The 24,472-nt window shown below is 56.3% G+C and carries 20 protein-coding genes; 6 read left to right on the top strand and 14 right to left on the bottom strand.

Annotation, left to right across the window (positions count from 1 at the left end; all coding sequences use genetic code 11):
• Positions 1–73: 73 nt before the first annotated feature.
• From IE093_RS19025 to IE093_RS19000, 6 genes are all read right to left on the bottom strand, one after another.
• On the bottom strand, positions 74–1,057 hold the full coding sequence (locus tag IE093_RS19025) for a serine hydrolase domain-containing protein (protein ID WP_189471981.1): 984 nt from the start codon (positions 1,055–1,057) through the stop codon (positions 74–76).
• Positions 1,058–1,109: 52 nt separating this feature from the next.
• The gene (locus IE093_RS19020; protein ID WP_189471979.1) at positions 1,110–1,901 is read right to left on the bottom strand and encodes an amidohydrolase family protein; all 792 of its coding nucleotides are present in this window, start codon (positions 1,899–1,901) and stop codon (positions 1,110–1,112) included.
• Position 1,902: 1 nt separating this feature from the next.
• Positions 1,903–3,108: an ATP-grasp domain-containing protein gene (locus IE093_RS19015; protein WP_189471977.1), complete on the bottom strand. Its 1,206-nt coding sequence runs from the start codon at positions 3,106–3,108 to the stop codon at positions 1,903–1,905.
• 99 nt (positions 3,109–3,207) lie between these two features.
• Positions 3,208–5,478, bottom strand: a complete 2,271-nt coding sequence (locus tag IE093_RS19010) for a polysaccharide biosynthesis tyrosine autokinase (protein WP_189471975.1) — start codon at positions 5,476–5,478, stop codon at positions 3,208–3,210.
• 15 nt (positions 5,479–5,493) lie between these two features.
• Positions 5,494–5,946, bottom strand: coding sequence for a low molecular weight protein-tyrosine-phosphatase (locus IE093_RS19005; protein WP_189471973.1), 453 nt, complete (start codon positions 5,944–5,946; stop codon positions 5,494–5,496).
• Positions 5,947–5,952: 6 nt separating this feature from the next.
• On the bottom strand, positions 5,953–7,083 hold the full coding sequence (locus IE093_RS19000) for a polysaccharide export protein (RefSeq protein WP_189471971.1): 1,131 nt from the start codon (positions 7,081–7,083) through the stop codon (positions 5,953–5,955).
• 477 nt (positions 7,084–7,560) lie between these two features.
• Between IE093_RS19000 and IE093_RS18995 the strand changes: the two genes are divergently transcribed.
• On the top strand, positions 7,561–8,001 hold the full coding sequence (locus tag IE093_RS18995) for a hypothetical protein (protein WP_189471968.1): 441 nt from the start codon (positions 7,561–7,563) through the stop codon (positions 7,999–8,001).
• 9 nt (positions 8,002–8,010) lie between these two features.
• Here IE093_RS18995 and IE093_RS18990 read toward each other — a convergent pair whose 3' ends face one another.
• The 4 genes from IE093_RS18990 to IE093_RS18975 all read right to left on the bottom strand — a co-directional run bounded on the left by IE093_RS18990 (position 8,011) and on the right by IE093_RS18975 (position 12,078).
• Positions 8,011–8,979, bottom strand: coding sequence for an OmpA family protein (locus IE093_RS18990; RefSeq protein WP_189471966.1), 969 nt, complete (start codon positions 8,977–8,979; stop codon positions 8,011–8,013).
• Complete coding sequence (locus IE093_RS18985) at positions 8,972–9,826, bottom strand: motility protein A (protein ID WP_189471964.1); 855 nt, start codon at positions 9,824–9,826, stop codon at positions 8,972–8,974. Before IE093_RS18985 ends, IE093_RS18990 begins: the two co-directional genes overlap by 8 nt.
• A gap of 271 nt (positions 9,827–10,097) precedes the next feature.
• Positions 10,098–11,354, bottom strand: a complete 1,257-nt coding sequence (locus IE093_RS18980; RefSeq protein ID WP_189471962.1) for an ArgE/DapE family deacylase — start codon at positions 11,352–11,354, stop codon at positions 10,098–10,100.
• Between the two features lie 37 nt (positions 11,355–11,391).
• Positions 11,392–12,078, bottom strand: coding sequence for a GntR family transcriptional regulator (locus IE093_RS18975; protein WP_189471961.1), 687 nt, complete (start codon positions 12,076–12,078; stop codon positions 11,392–11,394).
• 165 nt (positions 12,079–12,243) lie between these two features.
• Between IE093_RS18975 and IE093_RS18970 the strand changes: the two genes are divergently transcribed.
• The 5 genes from IE093_RS18970 (at position 12,244) to IE093_RS18950 (ending at position 19,181) form a co-directional block, all read left to right on the top strand.
• Positions 12,244–13,794, top strand: coding sequence for an ABC transporter substrate-binding protein (locus tag IE093_RS18970; protein ID WP_189471959.1), 1,551 nt, complete (start codon positions 12,244–12,246; stop codon positions 13,792–13,794).
• Between the two features lie 66 nt (positions 13,795–13,860).
• Positions 13,861–14,838, top strand: coding sequence for an ABC transporter permease (locus IE093_RS18965; RefSeq protein WP_189471957.1), 978 nt, complete (start codon positions 13,861–13,863; stop codon positions 14,836–14,838).
• A complete protein-coding gene (locus IE093_RS18960) occupies positions 14,835–15,671 on the top strand; it encodes an ABC transporter permease (protein WP_189471955.1) in 837 nt (278 codons plus the stop codon). Before IE093_RS18965 ends, IE093_RS18960 begins: the two co-directional genes overlap by 4 nt.
• 18 nt (positions 15,672–15,689) lie before the next feature.
• Complete coding sequence (locus IE093_RS18955; protein WP_189471954.1) at positions 15,690–17,306, top strand: ABC transporter ATP-binding protein; 1,617 nt, start codon at positions 15,690–15,692, stop codon at positions 17,304–17,306.
• A 474-nt stretch (positions 17,307–17,780) separates the two neighbouring features.
• Positions 17,781–19,181, top strand: coding sequence for an FAD-binding oxidoreductase (locus IE093_RS18950; protein ID WP_189471952.1), 1,401 nt, complete (start codon positions 17,781–17,783; stop codon positions 19,179–19,181).
• 32 nt (positions 19,182–19,213) lie between these two features.
• Here the strand turns inward: IE093_RS18950 and IE093_RS18945 are convergent, their stop codons facing one another.
• From IE093_RS18945 to IE093_RS18930, 4 genes are all read right to left on the bottom strand, one after another.
• Positions 19,214–20,575 (bottom strand): extracellular catalytic domain type 1 short-chain-length polyhydroxyalkanoate depolymerase, encoded by a 1,362-nt coding sequence (locus IE093_RS18945; protein ID WP_189471950.1) that lies wholly within the window; start codon positions 20,573–20,575, stop codon positions 19,214–19,216.
• 27 nt (positions 20,576–20,602) lie between these two features.
• Positions 20,603–21,019 (bottom strand): CopG family transcriptional regulator, encoded by a 417-nt coding sequence (locus tag IE093_RS18940; protein WP_189471948.1) that lies wholly within the window; start codon positions 21,017–21,019, stop codon positions 20,603–20,605.
• Between the two features lie 940 nt (positions 21,020–21,959).
• On the bottom strand, positions 21,960–23,279 hold the full coding sequence (locus IE093_RS18935) for a four-carbon acid sugar kinase family protein (protein WP_189471946.1): 1,320 nt from the start codon (positions 23,277–23,279) through the stop codon (positions 21,960–21,962).
• A 23-nt stretch (positions 23,280–23,302) separates the two neighbouring features.
• Positions 23,303–24,349 (bottom strand): LacI family DNA-binding transcriptional regulator, encoded by a 1,047-nt coding sequence (locus IE093_RS18930; RefSeq protein ID WP_189471944.1) that lies wholly within the window; start codon positions 24,347–24,349, stop codon positions 23,303–23,305.
• Positions 24,350–24,472: the final 123 nt, after the last annotated feature.

Genomic DNA, 24,472 nt, shown 5'->3' with positions numbered 1-24,472 from the left:
CAGCCCCTTTGTACACCATGGTAAATAAAATAATTAATTTATAAAATATATGTAAATTGTTATTTAACTATTGTTAATATTTTAAATTATTTATATCCAACCCATCTGTCGTTACTTTCGCAAACACTAAATCTCGAGCCTTATCAACGTATAACTCACTATCATTACCCCCCTTATGCCCATTAAGTAATTCACTATCACTGAGCAAGCGACACTTTTCCCAAAGCCCTCTACGTGCAATTAGTAGCCCTACTCGCGCCAAATCAACTGGAGACATTTCCACCCACCCACCTCCTCCCTGGATACGATATCCATTTATTGTATAAGGTGGGTCAATGAAATCGCCATAACCTGGCATTTCAGGGTAAAAAAACATATTACTGCGAACTTCATCCCCACCCAACCACCTCCAACTTGAGGGTTCTATGCCTATTTTTGAAAACAAATGTTCGTCTAAGACACTTTTAAGATCTTGTCCCCATACCTTAGTGAGAATTTGTGATAACCTCCAATAGCCACCGCTGGAATAGCATGTAAACTTTCCAGGTTGGCAATGAGCATAGTTATCACGACTCGGATCACCACTGCAAGAGGCCCACTTGGGGACATTCTTTTGATTACGCCAAAAAAAACCATTTGTAACAGGAAACCCAGCACAATGGCAATATAAGTAATTAAAACTAATAAACCGGTGAGCACCATAATCAAGTTGTTTTAAAGGATTATCTAAAAAGTTCAGGCCAGTCCAGTAGTTAGAAACCAAATCATGCACAGAACCTATAAGTCTCTTATCGATGCTTAACTGTAAAACAAGCTTAGTAAACGCTTTCCCTACTGACGCTGATTGATACCGATACTCGATATTCCCCCACTCTTCAATCTTATATCCATTTTTTACAAGTATTGCTCCAAAGTCTCCAGGCTTTGCCTGCCGGCCAAATTTTTTAGAGGCTGAAGGATTTTGCTTTGACCACCATTCATTCCATGTGGCTCTACTTATACCAACTCTTGAATGGGTTGAATTTTCCCAACATGGCCCAGAAAATACTTTTTTCATTTTCAATGGTAAACCTTGATTTACGAAAAACAAAATATTATCAGCTCAATAGCTAAATCCATTTTTCGAAAAATCTCTCTAGATTACCATGAAAAATATTATGAATGTTTTTTAAAGGTAGTTCTTGCATCATATTGATCGCAACATTTCGGCACTCTTCAGGCACGTACTCAGGAAAGTCGGAACCCAAAGTAACACGCTCATCAAGAGTATTAGCAATAAACTTTATATCCAAATCCAACGAACTTCCTTTATACCTCATCATGGAGAATGAAATGTCCAATAACAAATTTTTCCTCATCCTAACTATCTCATAGACGTCAAGCATGCTTGTTCCGCCTCCATGAAGAAGAACAATTTTAGTATCTGGACAGGAAAAAGCTATCTTATCAATTATATCTGCAGTATGACGGCTTGGTAGATACATTTGTCTGAATAGAGTATCAAGAAATACTATCAAGCCTGACTCCGATGCCTTCTGGATTGTAAATAAGCATTTGCTTGATAACGGGTTATATTTGTTAAGCCTCGGGTGGAGTTTAATGCCAGCAAATCTGCGGCATGAAATTTCCTTTAATTTAATTGAGATCTCTGAAATTGATTCATACTTACTTGGGTCAAATCCAGCAATAGGTACAAAAAGATTAGGATATTGTAGAGCGATTGACTCAAGTTCATTATTATCTTGATATCCGGCAATATTCACCAGGCAAGCCTTATAGTTTTCTATTTTTCTTGCTTCCATTAGAAGACGATCTAGGCTTGCATTGAAATGATTTTTTCCAAGCCAACATCCATTTCTTGAAGCATGTGTCAATGAATCGAAAAAAGGTATATCAATCATATTAAGTCTCAATCAGGATAGAGCTGGCGGCCGTGTCAAGTAGAAATTTTACGTCTTCCAAAGACTCTGCAACTCCAATTATATATGCTTTTCTTCCTGAGGCATCCCTGATAACAGGTATTATCTCACCAATCTTATAATCGCAAAAAATAGAACTTACCCCATTAATATTTTTCACATCAGAAAATCCTTTGATGGACTTAATACATCCTGGGGATGGTATAAAAAAGCGTATCGAAGCTGCTCGATGCAGTGTTTTTTGTAATTCTGGTTTTCGACCAAGGCTGAGCATTATGGCTGCTGACACCATATTATATCCAGTTGCCAATGGAACAAGATCAGTCGTGATAAAGCCACCTCCTAGTCTTGCACCGACTTCAATCAATACCGGTTCACCATCGCGCATCTTAAATTCAATATGAGCTGGACTGTTGTTTATACCAGTAGCCTGAATTACTTTTTCTATGAAGAATTCGACAACTTTATTTTCTATTTCATCAAACTGATAAGGCACGTTATGACCTATCTCCATAAAATAAGGCTCTTGTGATGTTATTTTTTCTGTTATACTTATTATTTGTGTAACACCTTGAAACGTTACGGTTTCGGCTGAAAACTCGCTTCCAGAAACAAACTCCTCGACTATGACCTGGCCGGCTTTGCTGAAGTTATTAGCATAGCGTATCGCCTCCTCCATCAAGAAAACTTCAGAACCCTTGTTTAGAAAAGTGACTCCACGACCACCCGAGCTATCTACCGGCTTGACAATAATTGGTGAAGTTTTATTAATATCAAAATCAAAATCGCAAAGATTATTTATATTCGCCACCAATGTCCATTTTGGGCATTTGACATTGAATTTTTTCACAACCTCTCTCATTTTCGACTTATTCGTTACAATCTTTGCCACCTCGTATGATATGCCTGAAAAACCATACTCATCGTTTAATTGCCCAATCGATGATATTGGATAATCAGCGGCCAATGTCATCACTCCGGTTACTGAGTGCTTATTGACAACGTCTTTTAACTTCGAAATATCGCCCAGATCATAGTCATAATAAATGTCTGCTATTTTTTTGCAACATGCTTTATCACCGGGATCTACTCCGACAATATTTAACCCGAGTTCTTTTGCTTGCATATAGGCTGACTTTTGCATCAAACCACTACCAAGAATCATCAAGGTTTCGGCGTTAGTATTCATTGGTATTTTCAGAAAAGTTGGCGTGAAATAAAAAGCTCAGGCTTGATATATAAGTTTTATATGCCAAATATAAAACCTCGATTTTTCGTATTGTCAGCATTAATGATAGGAGTAATTGTAATACCCATATCCGTACCTGACTGAAGACTTTTTCTCCATGGCATTTAGGATGCATCCCTTAACTTCCACACCAGAAGTTTCCAAACGCCGCAGTGCAATACTGACTTCTCTAGGTGGATTCAATTGAAAGCGAGCGACCATTAAACTAGCACCTACTCGCTTTCCAACAATAGCAGCATCGGTCACGGCTAATATCGGAGGAGTGTCGATGAGTACTAAATCATATTCAGGACTAAACCCTTCAAGAAAATTACCAAATCGTTCCTGCATCAGCAATTCGGAAGGATTAGGTGGAATCTTCCCACGTGATACATAGAACAATCCATCAATCTCGGTTTGGCGTATCGCATTCTGCCATTCCAACTCCCCTGAAAGTAGCTCAGAAAGCCCACCCTCTGATGCATGTCTGAAAGCGTTGTGGATATGTCCTTTACGCATATCGGCATCGATGATTAATACCTTGAGTCCTGCCTGAGCACATATTGTTCCCAAGTTTATAGTGATAAAACTTTTCCCTATTTCTGGGCTTGGCCCTGTAATCATGATGCAGTTATTTTTGGCTTCCAGCATGGCAAAGTGTAGGCTAGTACGCAGCCCTCTAAGGGCTTCAATAGCCGTATCCGTGGGGTTTACGACCCCCAAGATACCTTTGATAATAGAACTGCTTCGCTTATCACGTTGGTATTTTATGCGTCTTACCAGCTTCAACTGATCTTCAGATAGAGGAATAGTAGCGTACACTGGAAGACCAAGCTCTTCTAACTGCTCTGGGCTCTCTACTCCTCGATTCAAGATCCCCTTAACCAATACATAAGCCACCGCAAGCACGGCACCCACTATGGTAGATAATATGACTAGTATCGGTTTGTTAGGTGCGATTGGACCTCCTGCGACTAGTGCATCATCGATAATCCGTACATTGCCAATCGTCCCGGCTTTAGCTAGCTGTAGCTCCTGTGCCCGATTAAGTACATTGACATAAATCGCTTGCGTCACTTCTACATCGCGTGTCAGACGTACAATTTCCTGTTGAGCGGCCGGCATCTCATTGACAAGTTCATTCAAGCGATTTTTTTCATTTATGAGGTGATTTTTTTGTCTAAGCAAGGTCCGGTATGAAGGATGTTGTGGGGTAAACCGTTGAGATATCTCTGACTCTTGAAGCTCCAATTCATTTAACTGCCTTTCTATTTCAATAAATTGATTGATATAGGACTGTGCTTCACTATTAAGGTCGACACTGTCCAATTTTACACGATATTGATTTAACCGATCTTCAGCATCGGATAACTTAGCTCTAAGCTCAGGTGCTTGCTCTTCAAGAAATTCCAAGCTTTGATCTGCCTGGGCGGACTGGCGCTCGACGTTCTGCATCAGAAATGTTTGACTGATGGCATCGAGCGCACGCCGGATTTCCTCGCGATCCGTTCCTGTCAATATCAAACGCAACATACCGGTACCGCCGCCACGCTCTCCCCCCTGTTCGAAAACACCCAGCCTAGCAGCCAATGAGCCAATCGCAGAAGCCCTGTGAAGCTTTATCAAAGTGAATTCGGTCATTGGAGGAGCGTCAATTTTGGATATTCGAAGATTAACTCCTCCATCTAAAAAACCAGTAGTTTCACCAACAACTCCTTCTCCGATTATCTGATCATTCAGCCGTAGCTGGAACCTATCCTCTTCAAGGACACGTAAAAAGAAGGGCTGACCACGAAACTTATCAGTGACATCGAGACGTCCTAGCTGTAGGCTCTCCCCTCCCCAAACAGCACTATTTACTGCGTCAATCAAAGGGATCTCGGAATCATATCTTTCAATCAGACTCCCGATGACTGGCCAAGTTTTCAGATTAGGCCGTGCGATGCCATTCCTTTGAATGTACTCTCCTATAATTGGAAGCTTTCTAGGGATAACTACGCTATCCAATTCAATTCTATCGACCACCTTGCCCAACACCATTCTTGAACGCAGAATCTCGACTTCTGCCGAAGCGCTTTGCTCCTCTCTACCCATGACTGTCGCTAAATCCCCAAGAGGACTGACGGATGAGCGTCTCTCGACCTGTACAAGCGCGTTACCTTGATAGATGGGCGTTGATAACGTCGCATAGATCATGCCACCCACCATGAATGCTGCTGTCACCAGAACAATCAGCCATTTGTGGTCCAACAGCAAGCCAAACAGACGTTGAAAATCTATTTCATCGTCATTATTCTTTGGGGTACTGGGTAGTGAGGGCATTTGAGTCATTATAATTCCTGATAACTATGTCAATCTGACTTGCCATTCGTCAGCGGCTTTTACCAATAATCGGTGTACATGAGCATAGGCTTCGCGACTTTTACGATAGGGGTCGGGGATTTCCATTCCTTGGGCTCCACCGCCTCTCAGCCAACGTCCAAACAACATGGTCTTTCCAGTAGCTTCCGGAGATAACTCGCCAATGGAAAGGCGTTGAGATTCACTCATTACGAGAACTAAGTCAGCAGATTCGATCATTTCTCTTTGTATGCACCGTGATCGGTGTTTCGAAAGGTCCAACCCTTCCTTTTTGGCCAATTCCTGGGCAATGGCAGGAATCCCTTGACCTTCCATGACATTCATGGAAAGTCCCGCCGACTCGATGCTATGCGTCGGTAATCTCAATTTCATAAGCGCTTCTGCAACCGGGCTACGACAGATATTGGCTCGGCACACGATCAGGATCGAATTAAACATCAGAAGTTATAAATCGCTAAGATCAGATGTTGTTCCAACCAAGGTTCCAGGCAACACCGCCGATGGCAACAACAAGCTGATCACATTATTCCAGCGTGCCAGCGGTGCCGAAGTGACATACACCACATCCTGGGGCTGCAAGGGGAAGTGGGTTCCCATGGTCAGTGCTGTGGCATTGCTGATATCCAGTTGATAGACAGTCGCCAGCTTCTCGCTCTCTTCCGGCATGATGCGGATCACGAAGATTCCCGTAGGCTCGGCCAAGGTCTCCACCACACCACCGGCTCTGGCCAATGCGGTAGTCAAGGTGATGCGCTCGTTGCCCAGTGGCAAATTGCCTGGATTACGTACCTGACCGAGAACCGCCACGTTCTGATTTTCCAATGTCGGCACATGTAGTACATCGCCGTCTTTCAATAAGCGATTCTGCGTCTGATCCCCTTGTCGAAGCAGAGCATACAATGAAATCTCCTGCTTTTGACCATCACGATTCAGCACAACCTGATGCCAATTCGCGTCTTCGGAGGGGCCACCTATCTGGCTGATGGCATCAAGTATGGTCAGAGGCTCATTGGTGATCGGTAGAGTCCCAGGAGCTCCAACTGCGCCGCTGATGTAGATTTTCTGAGAGCGATAAGCTGCCACACTGACTTCAATCTGTGGATCCGTAATGTAAGTGGCAAGGCGTCGCGTCAGGATAGTTCGTATTTCGTCCACAGTTCTGCCTGCAACCTGCACGCGACCGATATAGGGATAGAAGATGGTACCATCGCGATGCACGGTATTCCCGGCTTCCACTGCACTACGCTCGGGCCCAGCCGGAATGGTTAGCTCAAGATGATCATAAACGATGATGCTGAGAACATCGCCTGGTCCCACGAGGTATTGATAGTTATCAATCTCGGCTTTCAGGTGCGGGGGCATGAGGCTTGCGATATCACCATTGATCTCGCGTCGATAGGCCGCCACAAGCTCCGGGGTTATCGGCTCGATATCTACCAGGTGATCGATAGGCGGGGGCTCGGCGTCATAGTCGATGTGCCCACCGGGTGCCAAGGCGCAACCGGATAGCATGCCGACCAAGGATATGAAGAACAGCCTTCTGACCAACAGCTGTCGGAAATTACCTAATTGCATCGCTCGTTCCCCACGCTACCGCCCGGGAGTTGTCGCTTGGCTTTCTCCAGGGCCATGTAAATCAGATTGTTATCTGTCTTTCCCTTACTTGTTCTCATCTGCCGTTCGGCCAGGCAGGCGTTACAAAGCACTTACCACTTACTACAAAGGTTTACATAAAGATTGGAATTTCACATGCTCATTTTTTTATCCATGTGCTACTGAGGAAAGTAATAAGAAAATTTCTATGCAGACTGAGCCAAAGGCCCATCTGAATATGGAGAGAACAATCTTGATTTATCCTTTGTTTAAGCTATGGCCGTTGAGACTCTTGAGCCATATCTCTGACTCATCAAAGGGGAAACACCCGATCTCTAGATGAGAAACACAGGGGAGGGGGGAATGAGAGGCCTGATATTATCGCCACAGGTTGATTAGCTACCGACAGAACGCCACATATCACGTACTATCTGCATGTACTAACCAAGAGGAACGTTCATGCGATTTGCCCGCACCTCCGCCGATGCCATCGCCGTGTCGGAAGGCTTGATGTGGCTGGTGCTGGCCTGGTCGGTCAGCTTTTCGATCGCGCAAGGCACGACTCTGCCCACACTGGGCGCATTGAGTCTGGTGGGAACTGTGATTGTGGTCACGTGGGGGCATCGGCCCATGCGCCTGACCCTGGCTCGCTACCGCATCCGCAAGCGGCGTACGGAGATGTGGATGCACATTCTCGCCCTGCCGCTATTGTTGGCGCTGGGTCTGGCCATCCCGATCGAGGCTCTATTTTCGCCCCTGAGCGGGCCACAGAAGATGTTGCTGTTCAACATCCTGGCCAGTGCCGGTTGGATGATGTTTGCCATCACCCTGGTCTTCAAGCAGGCCATGTTCTCTGTCAAGAACAGCAAGAATAGGAAGAAAAAGCCGAATGGGGGGTAAGCCGCGGTATCAATCCAAGTGGACGATCACCTCTACCCTTCTATTTTTCGCCCTCCCCTCGGCGCTATCGTTGTCGGCGATCGGCCGCATATCGCCGAACCCCACCGCCTTCAGGCGCGTGCCATCGATACCTGCCACTTGAAGATGTCGTAGTACGGCAGTGGCTCGTGCACTGGAAAGCTCCCAGTTGGAAGGAAAGCGATCGGTATTGATCGGCTGGCTATCGGTATGCCCCTCGACCGAAACCTCGCCCTCGTAGCGTTGGATAATGTTCAGCAAGCTATCGATCACATCACGACCGGAACCGATCAGTTCCGCGGTCCCTGACTCGAACAACAGATGGTCCTCCACGCGTAGACTGATCCCCTCCGCCACGCGCGACACCGATACCCCTTCCAGACTCGGCAGATGGGGAGCATCGGCCAGGCGCCGTTCCAGCGACTCGGCAAGCGTCGTAGCCACTTCGATGGCTTGCGGATCCACGCGCTTCATGCGTGGCGGCTCGTTCTCGGTGACCACCACCACCATATCCTCGAGTGGCTTGCCTAGGTCGATGTCGTCGGGGGCCATGACCTCGGGCAGTTCCACCGCTGGTGCTTGCACTCGCCCCGCCACGCCGAGCGCCACGACGACTGCTTGCGGGTCGATCTGACCGGTGAAGTCTGGTTCAGGTTCAGGTTCTGGCGATGCCATGACAGGTGTCACCTTGGCTGTCGGCGGCAACGGCACGCCCAAGCGAACTCCAGATGCAATGACAACGGCTTCGGTTAGCGTCGCTTCCTTGGACTCATCCACCTCCTCGCTTCCCCCTACCCGGGCGGAGAGCGACAACAGCAGCACGAAGGTGGCTACCAGCAACGTCATGATATCGATGTAGCTGACCATCCAGACCCCACCGACATCCTCCTGAACACCAGCGTCCAGAATGACATCGTAGCGGGAGTCGCCGCGAGTTCGGTGGAAAGCGTCGTCAAGCATCCACGGCTCCCGCCGCCATCTTCCGCCTCCGTTTCCACCGCCGCTTTGGCCGGGCCGTTGGTGTTACGGCCAACGCCTCATCCCGAATTTCGTCGCGATGGTTGGCCATGAACGACTTCAGCGTTTCCTCGATGAACGATGGCAAACGACGGCGCGACATCAACGACACCCCCTCGAGCACCATGTTCATGGCGATCAAGCGCTTCTCGGTACGTCGCTCGAGCTTCACAGCGATTGGCTTGAACACCAGATTGGCCAAAACGATGCCATAAAAGGTCGTCAACAGTGCCACCGCCATGCGCTCGCCGATGATCCCCACCTCGGCGCTATTCATTACCTCCAGCATGTTCACCAGACCCACCAGGGTGCCAATCATGCCGAATGCCGGCGCATACAGCGCCATGGTGCGGAAGATCTGCGCCTCGGCACGCTCACGAGCTTTCATCCGCGCGATGCGCCAGCGCAGCAGATCGAGAATTTCTTCCTCACGAGTGTTGTCGATCACCAATTGAACGCCGGTGCGCAGGAAAGGGTTGCGAGTTTGCGCCAGCGCCTCCTCTACGGCACGCAGATCGCCCTTGAACCACAGCCGCGCCATGCTCACCAGTTCCTGGATATCATCATGCGCGTAGCTGTTTTCGCGCCGGAAGACGATCCCTACCAGGCGTACTACCCGCACCACCTCCTTCAACGGATAACTGATGAAGGTCGCCGCCAGGGTTCCGGTCAGGACGATGGCCAGGCCCGGGAGGTTGACGAAGCTGGCTGGCGACTCGGCGCTCAGCAACAACACGCTGGCCAGCAGCATGACGCTGGCGACGATACCGATCAAAGTGGAAGGATTCATGAGTACGCCCGCATGGAAGAGTGGCAATATCGGGAGTCTTCATGATAACGGCGTGCAAGCCAGCCAAAGGCGCGAATAGGCGCCGGGAGTGGGCGTAACTTTCTTTGCGGAAGCTCGTCAGTAGTACGGATGCAAGAAACCAAGCCGGCCTGGCGGCCGGATCGCGCAGAAGATCTGCGCTCCCACAGGGGATGCATGGCCTTGGAGGGTGTGGTGGGAGCGCAGCTCCGCTGCGCGATGGATGAAACCGCGTTAAATCATGTATTCGCCATTAGGTGCCCCAGCGACAAATGAACAGGGCATAGGTCTTGAGCACGTGGCGAATCGATTCGATATCGACGCATTCGTCCACCCCGTGAATCCGTTCCGCCACCGGCCCATAGCAGGTACCGGTGACACCAGCCCCGACATGGAAAGCCCGCAGGTCGGTGGTACAAGTGGAAAAATAATGCTCCGGCTCGCTGCCGGTCAGCGCCTGGTGGCACTCCGTAAGCAGGCGAACGCCAGGGTTATCCAGATCGACCAGATGGCCCTCGGATCGAAAGCCATGGAAGTCGACGATGGGTGGCTCGACATTGCCACCTAGCTCGGCATGTCTCTTTGCCACGCACTCGCGCATCATCTCCATTGCCGTCTGCGGCGACATCTCCGGGGCGAAGCCCAGACGCCCCTCGAGGGTGGCGTGCGCCGGCACGCTGGAGGCCCAGTTGCCACCTTCGAAACGCCCGATATTCAGGTTGAAGGGATGCTCCAGGCTGTCGTAAGGCGGCATCCGTGGTGCACGGTTGAGTTCCTCCTCCAATACCTTGAGCCCGGGGATCAAAGCCTGCAGGTACTCGATCGCATTGCTCCCTGCTGAGGTATCCAGCACATGCGCGGGCACCCCATTGACGCGAATGCGAAACCGCAGCACACCAATCTGCCCGGAATAGATCCGTGTACCGAACGGCTCGGGAATCAACACGAAATCACCGCCATGCCCACGGTTGACGCAAGCCAGCGCCCCGTTTCCCGTGCACTCTTCCTCGATTACCGTCTGCAGGGTCAGGGGAAAGTCGATGGTGACACCGGCCTCACGCACCGCCTGCACAGCCATCACCATGGCCGCGATTCCCGCCTTCATGTCGCCGGAGCCACGCCCGTAAAGCCAGCCATCCTGTTCCCACGGCTCCCAAGGGGCTCTCGTCCACATATCGGTCGGTTCGGCGGGTACCACGTCGAGATGGCCGTTGAACACCAGATGGGGACGGCTGGACTCAGGGTTCAGGCGTGATACCAAGTTATAGCGGCCCTCGCTGGACCAATCGACAGGGGCGTAATGGGGGTTGCGGTGCAGGTCCGGATCATCCATCGGCACCTGCTCCACCGGCATGTCCAGGTGCCGCAACCAGCGTGCCATCGTCTCCAGCGCACCTTGCTCGTTGCCAAGCACGCTGTATTGCCCAACCAGGTCACGGGTCAAGTCCAAGGTATCGTCGAACAGGCGATCACACTGCTCCAGCACACGGCTTTCGACATCGCTTGGCATCTGGCACCTCCTCGAGACGATAGACGTTTCTGCGTTTCTACCCACTCGGCGGCGGGGCGATTCCCTGAATCACATAGTCCCGTGCCACCCCGATGTGATAATCGACGGCGGCCCGGCAATTATCGGCCTCGCCGCTTGCCAGGGCTTCGACCAGCGCCCAGTGACTGGTGACGATGCTGTCGGGATCGGCATGAGTGCGGCCGATCAACGCCATGCACAGGCGCAACTCGTGCGACAGGTCATCGAACGCCTTGAGCAGGCGGCGATTGCCGGCGAACTCGAAGACCAACCGATGGAAGCGTAGATCCTCCTCGATCTTGCGACCGTCATCGCCCTCCTTGGCCACATCGCACATGATCTCCACCTGCCGATGCAGGGCGTCATGCATCTCGGGCGTAAACCGCGCTGCCAATAACTGGAAAGCATGCCGCTCGAGACACAGACGCAAGTCGAACACATCGGCGAGATCGTCGCTGTCCAATTCGCGCACGAAGAAACCCCTGCGCGGCCGCGATACCAGTAACCCTCGACTCTCCAATAGACGAGCCGCTTCCCTCACCGGCGCCCGGCTGACCCCCATGTCACGAGCCAACTGCACCTCGGAAAGCCGTTCTCCGGGCTCTAAACGACGAGCGATGATCGCCTCGGTAAGGACATCGGCAACCTGCTCGACGAGATTGCTTTGCCGGAGACTCGGGAAGCTGGCCGCGTGCTTGGTATTCATTGTGGTCATCTAGATCGTTAGAAATCGGATTCTATTCACAGTATGACCTATTACCTCCCTTTGTCGACCGTCGAGCGCCGACTGTCGACAGTTTGAAGAACCACTGCTAAGTTCAAAAAGCGTTCACCTACAACCACAACGAACCAACAACCGGACAGAGTCACAATGAAAAAATCACTCGCCTCCGCCGTTGCTGCCTGTTCCCTGGTCACGCTACCCGCCTTGGCCGAACCACAAGCAGGTGGCGTCGTCGATACCGTGATCCAACCCGAACCGCCAGGACTGGTGCTGGGCATGATCCAGAATGCCCCAACCCGCACCGTGGCCGGCAACATCTACGAAGGCCTGCTGCGCTACGACACTGACCTCAACCCCATGCCGCAACTGGCCGAGTCCTGGGAAGTCAGCGACGACGGCCTGACCTATACCTTCCATCTGCGCAAAGGCGTCAAATGGCACGATGGCGAGCCTTTCACCTCCGCCGATGTAGTGTTCTCCGCCGACGTCTTCCACCGCGAACTCAACCCCAGCGCGCGCGCCGTGCTGCAACATATCGAAAGCATCGAAGCACCCGACGATCACACCGTGGTCTTCACCCTTGCGGAACCCTTCGGTCCCTTCCTGATCTCCTTCGAGGCCGGCACCTTCACCATGGTGCCCAAGCACATCTACGAAGGCACCGACTTCCGTAATAACGAAGCCAACAACCACCCCATCGGCACCGGCCCCTTCAAGTTCGCCAACTGGGATCGCGGTACCGTCATCGAACTGGTCAAGAACGAGGACTACTACGAAGACGGCTTGCCCTACCTCGACGGCATCAACTGGCACATCATCCCCGATGGCGCCTCGCGCGCGGTAGCCTATGAAAACGGCACCGTCGACGTGCTGCCCTACGGCACAGTGGAAAACTTCGATGTCCCGCGCCTGGTCGAGATGGACAACTCCTGCGTCACCCAGGAGGGCCATGAGTACTTCAGCCCCTTCGCCATGCTTTGGATGAACAACCGCGAAGGGCCCACCGCCGACAAGCGCTTCCGCCAGGCGGTGATGTACGCCATGAACCGCGACTTCGCTCGCGATGTGCTGTGGAATGGTCTGGGCGAAGTGCCACTTTCCGCCTTCGGCTCCAACGCCCGTTTCCAGAACGAGGGTCTCGATCCCTACGAGCACGATCCGGACAAGGCGCGCGAGTTGCTCGACGAGATGGGTTATGACGGCGAAGAGATTCGCCTGCTGCCGCTGCCCTACGGCGAGACCTGGAACCGTTGGGCAGAAGCCGTGCAGCAAAATCTCAAGGAAGTCGGCATCAATGTGCGTACCGAAGCCACCGACGTGGGCGGCTGGAACCAGCGGCTCGGTGACTGGGACTATGACCTGGCCTTCACCTATCTCTACCAGTACGGTGACCCGGCACTAGGCATCTCGCGCACCTACATCTCATCCAACATCGAGAAGGGCTCGCCTTGGAACAACGTCGAAGGTTATGAAAACGAGCGTGTCGACGAACTGTTCGACCTGGCGGCGACCGCCCACCCGGACGAAAAGCGCGAAGAGCACTACCACAACGTCCAGGAAATCCTTCACGAGGACGTCCCGGTCGGCTGGCTGTTGGAACTCGGCTTCCCCACCATCTACCGCTGCAACGTCAAAAACCTGGTCACTTCCGGGGTCGGCGTCAACGACGGTTTCAAGGACGCCTGGATCGAAGACTGACCCAGTCCATGAGGGGCGGCACGGGCCGTCCCTCGTTGCTCGTCATGCTCGCAGAGGCTTTCCAGCATGCTGTATGCCCGACTGATCACGATGCGACTGATGAAAGCCATCGTTGTGCTGTTTCTGATCATCATCTTCAACTTCTTCCTGATCCATATGGCGCCCGGCGACCCTGCCGCGATCCTGGCCGGTGAAGCGGGTGCCACCGACAAGGAATTCCTGCGCCAGCTACGTGAGCGCTTCGGGCTCGATCAACCCATCTACGTCCAGCTCTGGCACTATGTCTCGGGTATCGCCACGCTCGATTTCGGCTACTCCTACCGCCAGCAGATGCCGGTGCTCGACCTGATCCTACAGCGCCTTCCCGCTACCCTACTCCTCACCGGTACCGCCTTCGTGCTGTCGCTAGCGTTGGGGATCCTTGCCGGCTCGCTGGCCGCCGCCAGGGTCAAGAAAGTCTCCGGCTCGCTGATCATGGCGTTGGCCCTGCTTTTCTACGCCACACCGCTGTTCTGGGTCGCGCTGATGGCGGTGGTACTGTTCTCCGTCTATCTCGACTGGCTGCCGGCCTACGGCATGTACACGGTAGGTGCCGGTCTCGAAGGGTTCGCCCTGGTGCTGGACGTCGCCAAGCACCTGATTTTGCCCGCCACCACCTTGGCGTTATTCTTCATGGCGATCTACACCCGCATCACCCGCGCCTCGATGCTCGAGGCCAGTCAGCAGGACTACGTCAAGACCGCTCGTGCCAAGGGCCTGAAGGATCGTGTTATCCAACGGCGTCACATCCTGCGCAACGCCCTGCTGCCGATCATCACCCTGGCCGGCCTGCAGGCCGGGCAGATGGTCGGCGGCGCCATCCTCACCGAGACCGTGTTTGCTTGGCCGGGCATCGGCCGCCTGATGTACGAGGCCTTGATGCAGCGCGATTACAACCTGCTGCTGGGGATCTTCTTCTTCTCGGCGGCACTGGTGATCGTGTTCAACATCGTCACCGATCTGGTCTATCGCCTGGCCGACCCGCGCATCAAGGAGGCGTCATGAGCTTCTTCGCCCGCTTCGCCCAGAACCGCGGTGCCCTGATTGGCTTGATCATTCTGACCATGATCATCCTGATGGCCATCCTCGCGCCGCTGCTCTATCCCGAATCGCCGTGGCGTATGGTGCAGCGCCCTTTCCTCTCCCCGATGGAAGTCGACGGCTTCGTGCTGGGTACCGACACCATGGGTCGCGATGTCGCCGCCGGGTTGATGCACGGTGCCTGGGTATCGCTGCTGATTGGCCTGGTTTCGACCGCTGTGGCGCTGATCATCGGCGTACCGCTGGGCGCTATCGCCGGCTACTACGGGGGCCTGATCGACGACGGCCTGATGCGCTTCACCGAGTTCTTCCAGACCATCCCCAACTTCGCCCTGGCCATCGTGCTGGTGGCGATCATGCAACCCAGCGTGACCTCCATCGTGCTGGCCATCGCCATCGTCAGCTGGCCACCGGTGGCGCGTCTGGTCCGCGCCGAGTTCATGTCGCTGCGACATCGCGAATACGTGGAAGCCGCGCGGCTGGTCGGCCAAACCAATAGCACCATCATCCTGCGCCAGATCCTGCCCAACACCCTGTCGCCGATCATCGTGCTCGCCTCGCTGATGGTGGCTACCGCCATCCTGCTGGAATCCGCCCTATCCTTCCTCGGCCTGGGCGATCCCAACGTCATGTCCTGGGGCTATATGATCGGCGCGGCACGCACCGTGATCCGCCAGGCCTGGTGGCTAAGCTTCTTCCCCGGCATCGCTATCCTGCTCACCGTGCTGGCGTTGAACCTGGTCGGCGAGGGCCTCGACGACGCCTTGAATCCCAAGCTCGCCCGCCAACGCCAGTAGGTCTCACAGGAGAACACCATGAGCGACACCATCCTGAGTATCCGCGACCTCAGCCTGGCGCTGCCCAGGGGCGCCGACCGCCACTACGCGGTGGAGAACGTCACCTATGACGTGGCCCGGGGCGAAGTCATGTGTGTGGTGGGTGAGTCCGGCTCGGGCAAGTCGATGGCCGCCAACGCTGTCATGGGACTCTTGCCCAAGGGCGTGCGCGCCACCGGCGGCGAGATCCTGTTCGACGGCCAGGACCTGCTCACCTTCAGCGAGGACAGGCACCGCCATCTGCGCGGACGGCGCATCGGCATGATCTTCCAGGAGCCGATGACCGCGCTCAATCCGCTGATGCGCGCCGGCGACCAGATCGCCGAGGTCTTCGAAGCCCATGGCGTGCTCACGCCCAAGGAGCGGCAAGCCAAGGCCCTGGCCTTGCTCGAAGAAGTCGGCATTCCCCAGCCGGAAAAAGCCATTCGCGCCTATCCCTTTGAGCTCTCCGGCGGCCAGCGCCAGCGGGTGATGATCGCCATGGCCCTGGCCCTGGAGCCCGAACTGCTGATCGCCGATGAACCTACCACCGCGCTGGACGTCACCACCCAGGCACAAATCCTCGAGCTGATCCGCGACCTTCAGCAACGCCATCATATGGCGGTGATGTTCATCACCCACGACTTCGGCGTGGTCGCCGAGATCGCCAACCGAGTCTGCGTGATGCGCGAAGGCCAGGTAGTCGAGCTTGGCTCGGCCAATGACGTGCTCGATACTCCGAAACACGCCTACACCCGCGCCCTGATCAACGCCATTCCCAGCAATGCCGTGCCACCGACGCGCGCCGAGCGCGAACCTGCCCCGCTGCTCGAGGTAAGGCAGTTGCACAAGGTCTTCCGCTCACGTGGGGGGCTATTCAAACCGGCCCGCGAGGTAGTGGCACTTCACGACGTCTCCTTCACCCTCGACCGCGGCGAGACCGTGGGCATCGTCGGTGAGTCCGGCTCCGGCAAGTCGACCCTGGGACGCTGCGTGGTGCGCCTCGAACGTCCCGATAGTGGCGAATTACGCCTCGACGGTATCGATTTCACCGTGCTCAAGGGCGACGCCCTACGTCGCGAGCGAAAGCGCGTGCAGATGGTATTCCAGGACCCTTACGCCTCACTCAACCCGCGCACCCGCGTGGGCATGGCCATCGCCCAAGGCCCCATGGCCAACAGCGTGCCTCGCGAGCAGGCACTCAAGCAAGCCGAAGACTTGCTCGAGCTGGTCGGGCTGGGTGCCAAGACGGCCGAACGCTTTCCCCACGAATTCTCGGGCGGGCAGCGCCAGCGCATCGGTATCGCCCGGGCGCTCGCACTGAATCCCGAATTGATCGTCGCCGACGAAGCCGTTTCGGCGCTGGATGTGTCGATCCAGGCGCAAATTCTCGAGTTGCTCGAGGATCTCAAACAAAAACTTTCCCTATCATTGCTGTTCATTACCCACGATCTACGGGTGGCCGCCCAGATCTGCGACCGCATCATCGTCATGCAGCACGGCCGCATCGTCGAGCAAGGCACTGCCGAGGAAGTGTTCCTGTCACCTCGCGAGGTCTATACCCGACAATTGTTGGATGCCATTCCTGGCCGCGCCCATGAACCGGCGATGGCATGACGAATGGCTCATGGAAGCCCCCTCGATACCTGGTGGGAGCGCAGATTTTCTGCGCGATCCGGCCGACAGGCCGGCAATCCTTCTTGGACACGGTCCCCAACTACATCGCGCAGCGGAGCTGCGCTCCCACCACCCCGGGCAAGGCTGCTCGCTACCTGGTGGGAGCGCAGATTTTCTGCGCAATCCGGCCGACAGGCCGGTAATCCTCCTTGGACAATGTCCCCAACCCCATCGCGCAGCGGAGCTGCGCTCCCACCACCCCAAGCAAGGCTGCTCGCCGCCTGGTGGGAGCGCAGATTTTCTGCGCGATCCGGCCGACAGGCCGGCAATCCTTCTTGGACACGGTCCCCAACTCCATCGCGCAGCGGAGCTGCGCTCCCACCACCCCGGGCAAGGCTGCTCGCTACCTGGTGGGAGCGCAGATTTTCTGCGCGATTTGTAGCCATCGCTTAGAAACTTGGCTAAGGAATACGCATGCAATCACTGCTCAATGACATCCAGAAAGTGGTCGGCACCCAAGGCATTCTCACCGGTGACGACGTCACCCAACGCAACGTCGACTGGCTCAGGGGCGAAAGCTGTCAAGCCGCCGCCATCGTGCGTCCGGCCGATACCGACCAGCTTGCCGCGGTCATGGCGCTGTGCCACGCCGCCAACCAGCCGGTCGTCACCCATGGCGGCTTGACCGGCCTGGTGCACGGCGGGCGGGCGGCACCCGACGAACTGGTCATTTCCTTGGAACGCATGACCGCCATCGAAGAACTCGACACCCTCGCCGGCACCATGACGGTACAGGCAGGCGTGCCGCTGCAGAAAGCGCAGGAAGCTGCCGAAGCACAAGGGTGGCAATTCCCGCTGGACCTTGGCGCTCGTGGCTCCTGCACCATTGGCGGCACCATCGCCACCAACGCAGGAGGCATCCGCGTCATTCGCTACGGCATGATGCGCCAGCAAGTGCTCGGCCTTGAAGCCGTGCTCGCCGACGGCACCGTGATCAGCTCGCTCAACCGCATGCTCAAGAACAATGCCGGCTACGACCTCAAGCACCTGTTCATCGGCAGCGAAGGCACACTGGGCATCGTCACCCGCGCAGTGCTTCGCTTGCAGCCACGCATGACCAGCGAAGAGACCGCGCTGATCGCCGTCCCCTCCTTCGAGGCACTCAGCCACCTCCTGGCCCTCATGCGCCAGAAACTGGGGGGCAACCTTAGCGCCTTCGAGGCAATTTGGCAGAACCATTACCGGCTGCTCACCGTGGACAGCGGCCGGCACACGCCCCCACTGCCCGCCGAATATCCCTACTACGTGATCGCCGAAGCCCAGGGCATCGACGAAGAGCAAGATGCCAAGCTTTTCAACAGCACCCTGGAAAGTGCTTTCGAGCAATCGCTGGTCAGCGATGCGGTCGTCACCCAATCGGAAGGCCAGCGTCGTGCAATCTGGGCCATTCGCGAGGATATCGAAGGCTTGCTCGCCGAGTTCTCTCCCCTGTTCACCTTCGATATCAGCTTGCCGATCGAGCGCATGGCGCGCTACGTGGAAGATCTGGAAGCCAGCCTTGCCGCTCGCTGGCCGGATACCGGGCGCATGGTGGTCTTCGGCCACCTGGGCGATGGCAACCTGCATGTCTCGATCACTGTCGGCCGCGACGATACCGAAACCCGCCAAGCGATCGAACGGCTGGTCTATGCCCCACTGGCCGTGCTGGGCGGCTCGATCTCCGCCGAGCATGGCATCGGCCTGGAAAAACGTGACTACCTGGGCCTGTCGCGCTCGCCCCAGGAGATCGCTCTGATGCGCACCCTCAAGCAGGCGCTCGATCCCAAACACTTGCTCAATAGACACAAGGTACTAAACGGGGCATACCACCAATGACCCAATTCGCTGATATCCAGGACCCTACAATTTCAGTCTGCTGACTCCGCAATTTTCGGGTGGGCGAAGAAAAAGCGCAGCATCTCCTTGGCGGCATCCGGCCCTTTAGGATCGGTATACGAACCGCGTGGATCTCCACCCGACCAGGCATGACCGGCGCCGTGGATCAGCCATTGCTCCACCGTGGGCTGACCACTCGCGTCATGATGGGTGGTGCGCGTATAGGCATGGCCGTTGGGCACCCGGCCGCGTTCCACGCGCGCACCTCTACCCTCGTTCGACGCCTCCCCTATGGCAGGGGACGACACACATTGAGCGACCACCTGGTCGCCATTGCACGGATGCACCGTGGCGTCGCGGTCGCCGTGAAATATCACTGCGGGAACGCCGGCCGTGCTGGCCGGCCTACCGACAGCCCCCGTTTTTTTGTGGCTCGCCAAGGGGCCGGTGCCGCCCTGCATCGCCGCGAGTGCGGAGGGAAGGTCGTGCGTGGCCGCGTGGGGAAGCCCCGAGTGGATGCCCACCGCCGCATAAAGATCCGGGTAGGTCATTGCCAGCGTCATTGCCATGGCACCGCCGGCCGATAAACCCGCCACATAGACTCGCCGCTCGTCCAGGCGATGCTCGTCGAGGACCTGGCGGGTCAGGCCAGCAATGATGGCCGGTTCACCTCGTTCACGCTGCTGGTCAGCCTCCATGAACCAGTTCCAGCACTTAGCGTGGTTGGCGGCAGTGGATTGGGCGGGATAGAGCACGAAGCACAGTTGTTCTTCGGCGAGCTTATTCATGCCAGTGCCAGCGGCAAAATCATCGGGATCCTGGGTGCATCCGTGAAGCATGACGATAAGCGGCAGCGACTGGCCATGATAGCCGCTGGGGATATATAGCTTGTAGTCGCGCGTGCCGGCATGGTTAGTGAAAGTCCCGGTAGTAAATTTTCCAGCGTCGGGCACGCTGTCAGGGACCCGGTCCGAGAGCGGCTGTGACCCGGCCTCCTCGGGTTCTCGGAAGCGATGCAACGTTTCGCGCCATACGTCATGCAGACCGGCGGCGAATGGTCGCGGTGCCGCCGGGGTGCGCGCAGGATTCGGCTGAGGGCCTTCCGGGCGGGTCTGCGTATCCTCGCGCTTCGCCTCGGGTGCAGGTGATGCACGCCATGGCGACTCACCGGCGGCTGACTTTGCTGCCGAAGCGGGCTCGTCGTCAATCACGCAGTAGCTCCCTTCTAGTGTCTCTCCCGGAGCTGAAGCGTCGGAAGTGGGCTGAGCCGCGACATCCTGGCTCGGCACGCCTCGCAGCGTGCGCTGTATCAGCGCGGTTGCCTCATGCAACTGACCCGCGCGGGTCAACCGCGTCGCTTCTTGTAATCCCGCCATCATCGTTGTGTTCATCATCGGAAGCTTCCTTGGCGTTGTAGCCCATTAATGAATTCGATCCGCCAAGGCGGCCTTGACCGCCGCACTGGCATGCAAAGCACCCAGCACGACGACCGAATCGATGGTGGCGAGGGCAAGCTCAGGGGAGACATCATCGGCGATACTGGCCAGCCCCAATACCTGAATCTGAAGTACCTCCCCGGCTGCCTGTACCGCCTCGAGATCACTGCGGCTGTAATGTTGCAACCCCAGGACAAAGGTCTTGCGTGCCGCTGTCTCCCTGACCACTTCTGCATGCTTCGCCAGCTGGTTGCGGATCGCCGTGCGAATCAGGTCGGTACGGTTGGAGTAGAAACCTTCTTGCACCAGCAGATCGATCTGCCCCAGATCAACCACAGCCAGATTGATAGTGATCTTCTCGGTGGTATCGCCTGCCTTTCGTCGAAGTTCATGCACACTCATCAGCTTATCCCCGGCAAATAAATCATCCGCATGGAATCCATACACCATCCATATAGATGGTATATGCACCCCTGAGGCGAGTTGTCAAGTCATCAACGCGCCAGGAAACGACGGTCGTCACAAAGGATTACGCTCAAGGCGCCTGGCGTAGGAACGCGCGAGCTCGCGATGGCATTGGCAGGGGCTCAGACGAGGCCCTGTCTTGTCCTTATGCCGACAAGCTAAAGTAGGAGAGACCGTGGTCGCGATGGGGTGGGATTGGCCAACGGGCCCTGCCCGGTAGCCATATGCGGTGGTGCCGTTGGACACTCAGCCGGCCTGACGGCCGGATCGCGACCACGGTCGCTCCTACCCTGGCGTTTGTGCCACGGGGCTGGCGTGGGCGGCATCTCCCATCGCGACCACGGTCGCTCCTACCCTGGCGTTTGTGCCACGGGGCTGGCGTGGGTGGCATCTCCCATCGCGACCACGGTCGCTCCTACCCTGGCGTTTGTGCCACGGGGCTGGCGTGGGTGGCATCTCCCATCGCGATCACGGTCACTCCCGCATTGGCTTTCATTCGTCCATTGAGCTGGGTGGCTATAGGCACGAAACCTGATGTAGGAGCCGCCGTGGCGGCGATCCGGCCGCCAGGCCGGCCCTCAGCGCCCCCGCCAAATGCATCGCGCAATGAATTGCGCTCCCACCACCCCATAAGGCTGTGCCTCCCTCGTGGGAGCGCAGCTTGCTGCGCGATCCGGCCGCCAGGCTGGCCTCCTCAGCGCCTCTGCCAGATGCATCGCGCAATGAATTGCGCTCCCACCACCCCATAAGGCTGTGCCTCCTTCGTGGGAGCGCAGATTCTCTGCGCGATCCGGCCGCCAGGCCGGCATCCTCGAGCAGTGCCGCATCCATCGCGAAGCAAAGCTTCGCTCCCACAATCGCCCATTGGCGAGCGAGGCTACTGGGTGCCGCGCTTCACCCGCGAAAACAGATCCTCGCCACCGATCTGGCCGCCCTTGAGCACCACTTCCAGCCCGTCGATCGGCGAATCGATGGCCACCAGCCGGCACAAGTGCCCGCCCTGGGCCTCGTCGAAGGCCACCAGCTCCAATGCATCGGCACCGGTCTGGCGCATGGCGTGGCTCGAGGTGTCGCCACCGGCGAACACGATTCGTTGAATGGCTTTGCGCTCCCTGAGCTCCCGCGCCAGACACGCATATACCTGCCCCACGGCTTGCGCCAGGCGTTCGGAAGACAGGCCAGCGATTACGTCGGCATCCCCCCGAGTGGTCGCCACCGCGACATCGAGCCCCTCTTCGAATACCTCCGCCACTTGGCTGGCAAGCTGGCTGGCCAGACCCTCCGGGTCGCGCAACGCCTGCTCGGGTGAGACCGCCACGATCTTGCCTCCCTCGGCTTCGAAATGGGCGAGCTGGCCACGTGTCTGGGGTGAACAACTGCCGGACAGCACCAACAACCGCTCCACCCCCGGGTAGCTGGTCGGTAACGGCTCCCGCTCGTCCATATCCCGCGACCAAAGCCGCCCCAAGGCATCGGCCAGACCCTGCGCGGCCACTGCCAGCGTGGAACGTTGCTTGGCGAGCTTCACAATCAAGCCGGCGGCATGTTGCAGTTCGTCCTGGTCAGTTGCATCGAGGACGACGAAACGTTCCTCCTCCGCGGCGGATTCCAGTTGCTGCCAACCGCCATCCTCAGTGCGATAGTCGAGCAACGTCACCGCCGCAGGCGATATGGCCGTCTGATTGGCCAGATGCCGTCTCAAGTCGGCCTCCGTCATCGGCGTCGAAGGGTGATGGGCCATGGCCGGGTTCTGATCCAACCGACAGATCTCGCCTTGATAGCGCGTGAACAGGTGGGAAAACGCCGTGTAACGACCGAAAGCGGGTGTGGCGGGCAAGACCGGCAAGGCACACCCCGACCAGTGGCGTCTGGCCAATTCCATGACATGGCCGATACTGCCCACCGTCGGCGACGAGTCGAAGGTCGAGCACACCTTGTATTGCTTGACTAACGGATCCAGCGCTTCGAGTACCGCCAGGGCCGGCTCGACCTCCTCGGTCATTGCTGCGGGTGCAAGCCCACGGGCCGTCCCCGCCAACCCGATCACGTCCAACCCTGGCGCCATGTTCATGATCGCTTCGCGGTTGGCGCTGGAAAAGAACAGCCGTCCACGTAGCCCGTGGCGACTGAACTGCGCCAGGTTTTCCGTCGAGCCGGTGAAATCATCGCCATAGAAGGCCGCCAGCAGTCGTTGCATATCGTTGTCCTCCGGTCGTAGGTTCAGGTGCTCTCTCGCACGATCAATTCATAACCGATGTCGACCCGAGGCGAAGGGGGTGACCTGCCCTCCAGTCGCACCAACAGCAGCTTCGCCGCCTCGACACCCATCTCGAAGCGTGGCACCGCCACGGTCGTCAGTTGGGGCGTCAAATGCTCTCCCAATGGCAAACCCAGGTAGCCGCCGATGGCGATATCCTCCGGCACGCGCATCCCTCTCCGGTTGGCTTCCAGGATCGCCCCAGCGGCCAGGTTGTCGTTGGCGAAATGCATCGCCTCGAGATCGGGGCATGCCTCCAGCGCCTCGAGGAAGACGCGCCGGCCAGCGGCATACGATGACGGTTCCTCATTGTGGAACAACAGGTCGCCTTTCACTCCCGCGGCTTCCAGCGCCTGGCGGTGCCCCTCGTAGCGCTGTCGTGCGCGATAGTCGCGTTGCATGCCGGTACCCAGGAAAGCGATGCGACGATAGCCGCGTTCCAGCAAGTGTCTGGCCATGCAGGCACCGGCTTCGTCGTTCTCCACCCCCACATTCATGTCGAGGCAGGAATCACCCAGCTCCATGAGCTCGACCACCGGCCGACCCCAGGCCTTCAAGCGGCGCACGGTGCTATCGCGGTGCAACAGGCCGGTCATGATCACCCCCGAAGGCGAATAGCCCAATACCGAGTCGACCAACGCAGCCTCGCGGTCCAGATCGAAATCGGTCGACCCCAGCAGTACCTGATATCCGGCCGCTTCCAGGGTTTGCTGAATACCGTGTACCACCTCAATGAACGTCAGGATCGACAGCGACGGTACTATCACCGGAATCACGCGCGTCCCCGCCGATGCCAGCCCGCCTGCGATCAGGTTCGGCACATACCCCAACGCCTCCACCGCGTGATCGATACGCTCGCGCAGTTTCGCCGAGACCTTCTCCGGCGTGTTCAAGGCACGCGACACCGTGATCGGGGCGACACCGGCCTGCTTCGCCACATCCTCGATGGTCACACGATTGTCGCCTCGGTGCCGGCGGCGCTCTCTGATTACCGATTTCCCGGTCGCCATGGCCTTTTCCTCGTTCAGCCTGGGTTGCAATGTCTTCAGTCTACCTTATGATCAAAAAAATGGTAGCGCTACCAAAAAGACCGTGCTAGCTTTCCTTAAACAACGACAAAGAAAGCTGAAGGG

This window comes from Litchfieldella qijiaojingensis (genome assembly GCF_014651875.1).
Lineage (GTDB): Bacteria > Pseudomonadota > Gammaproteobacteria > Pseudomonadales > Halomonadaceae > Litchfieldella > Litchfieldella qijiaojingensis.
This window is presented reverse-complemented; position numbering and strand designations above follow the sequence as displayed.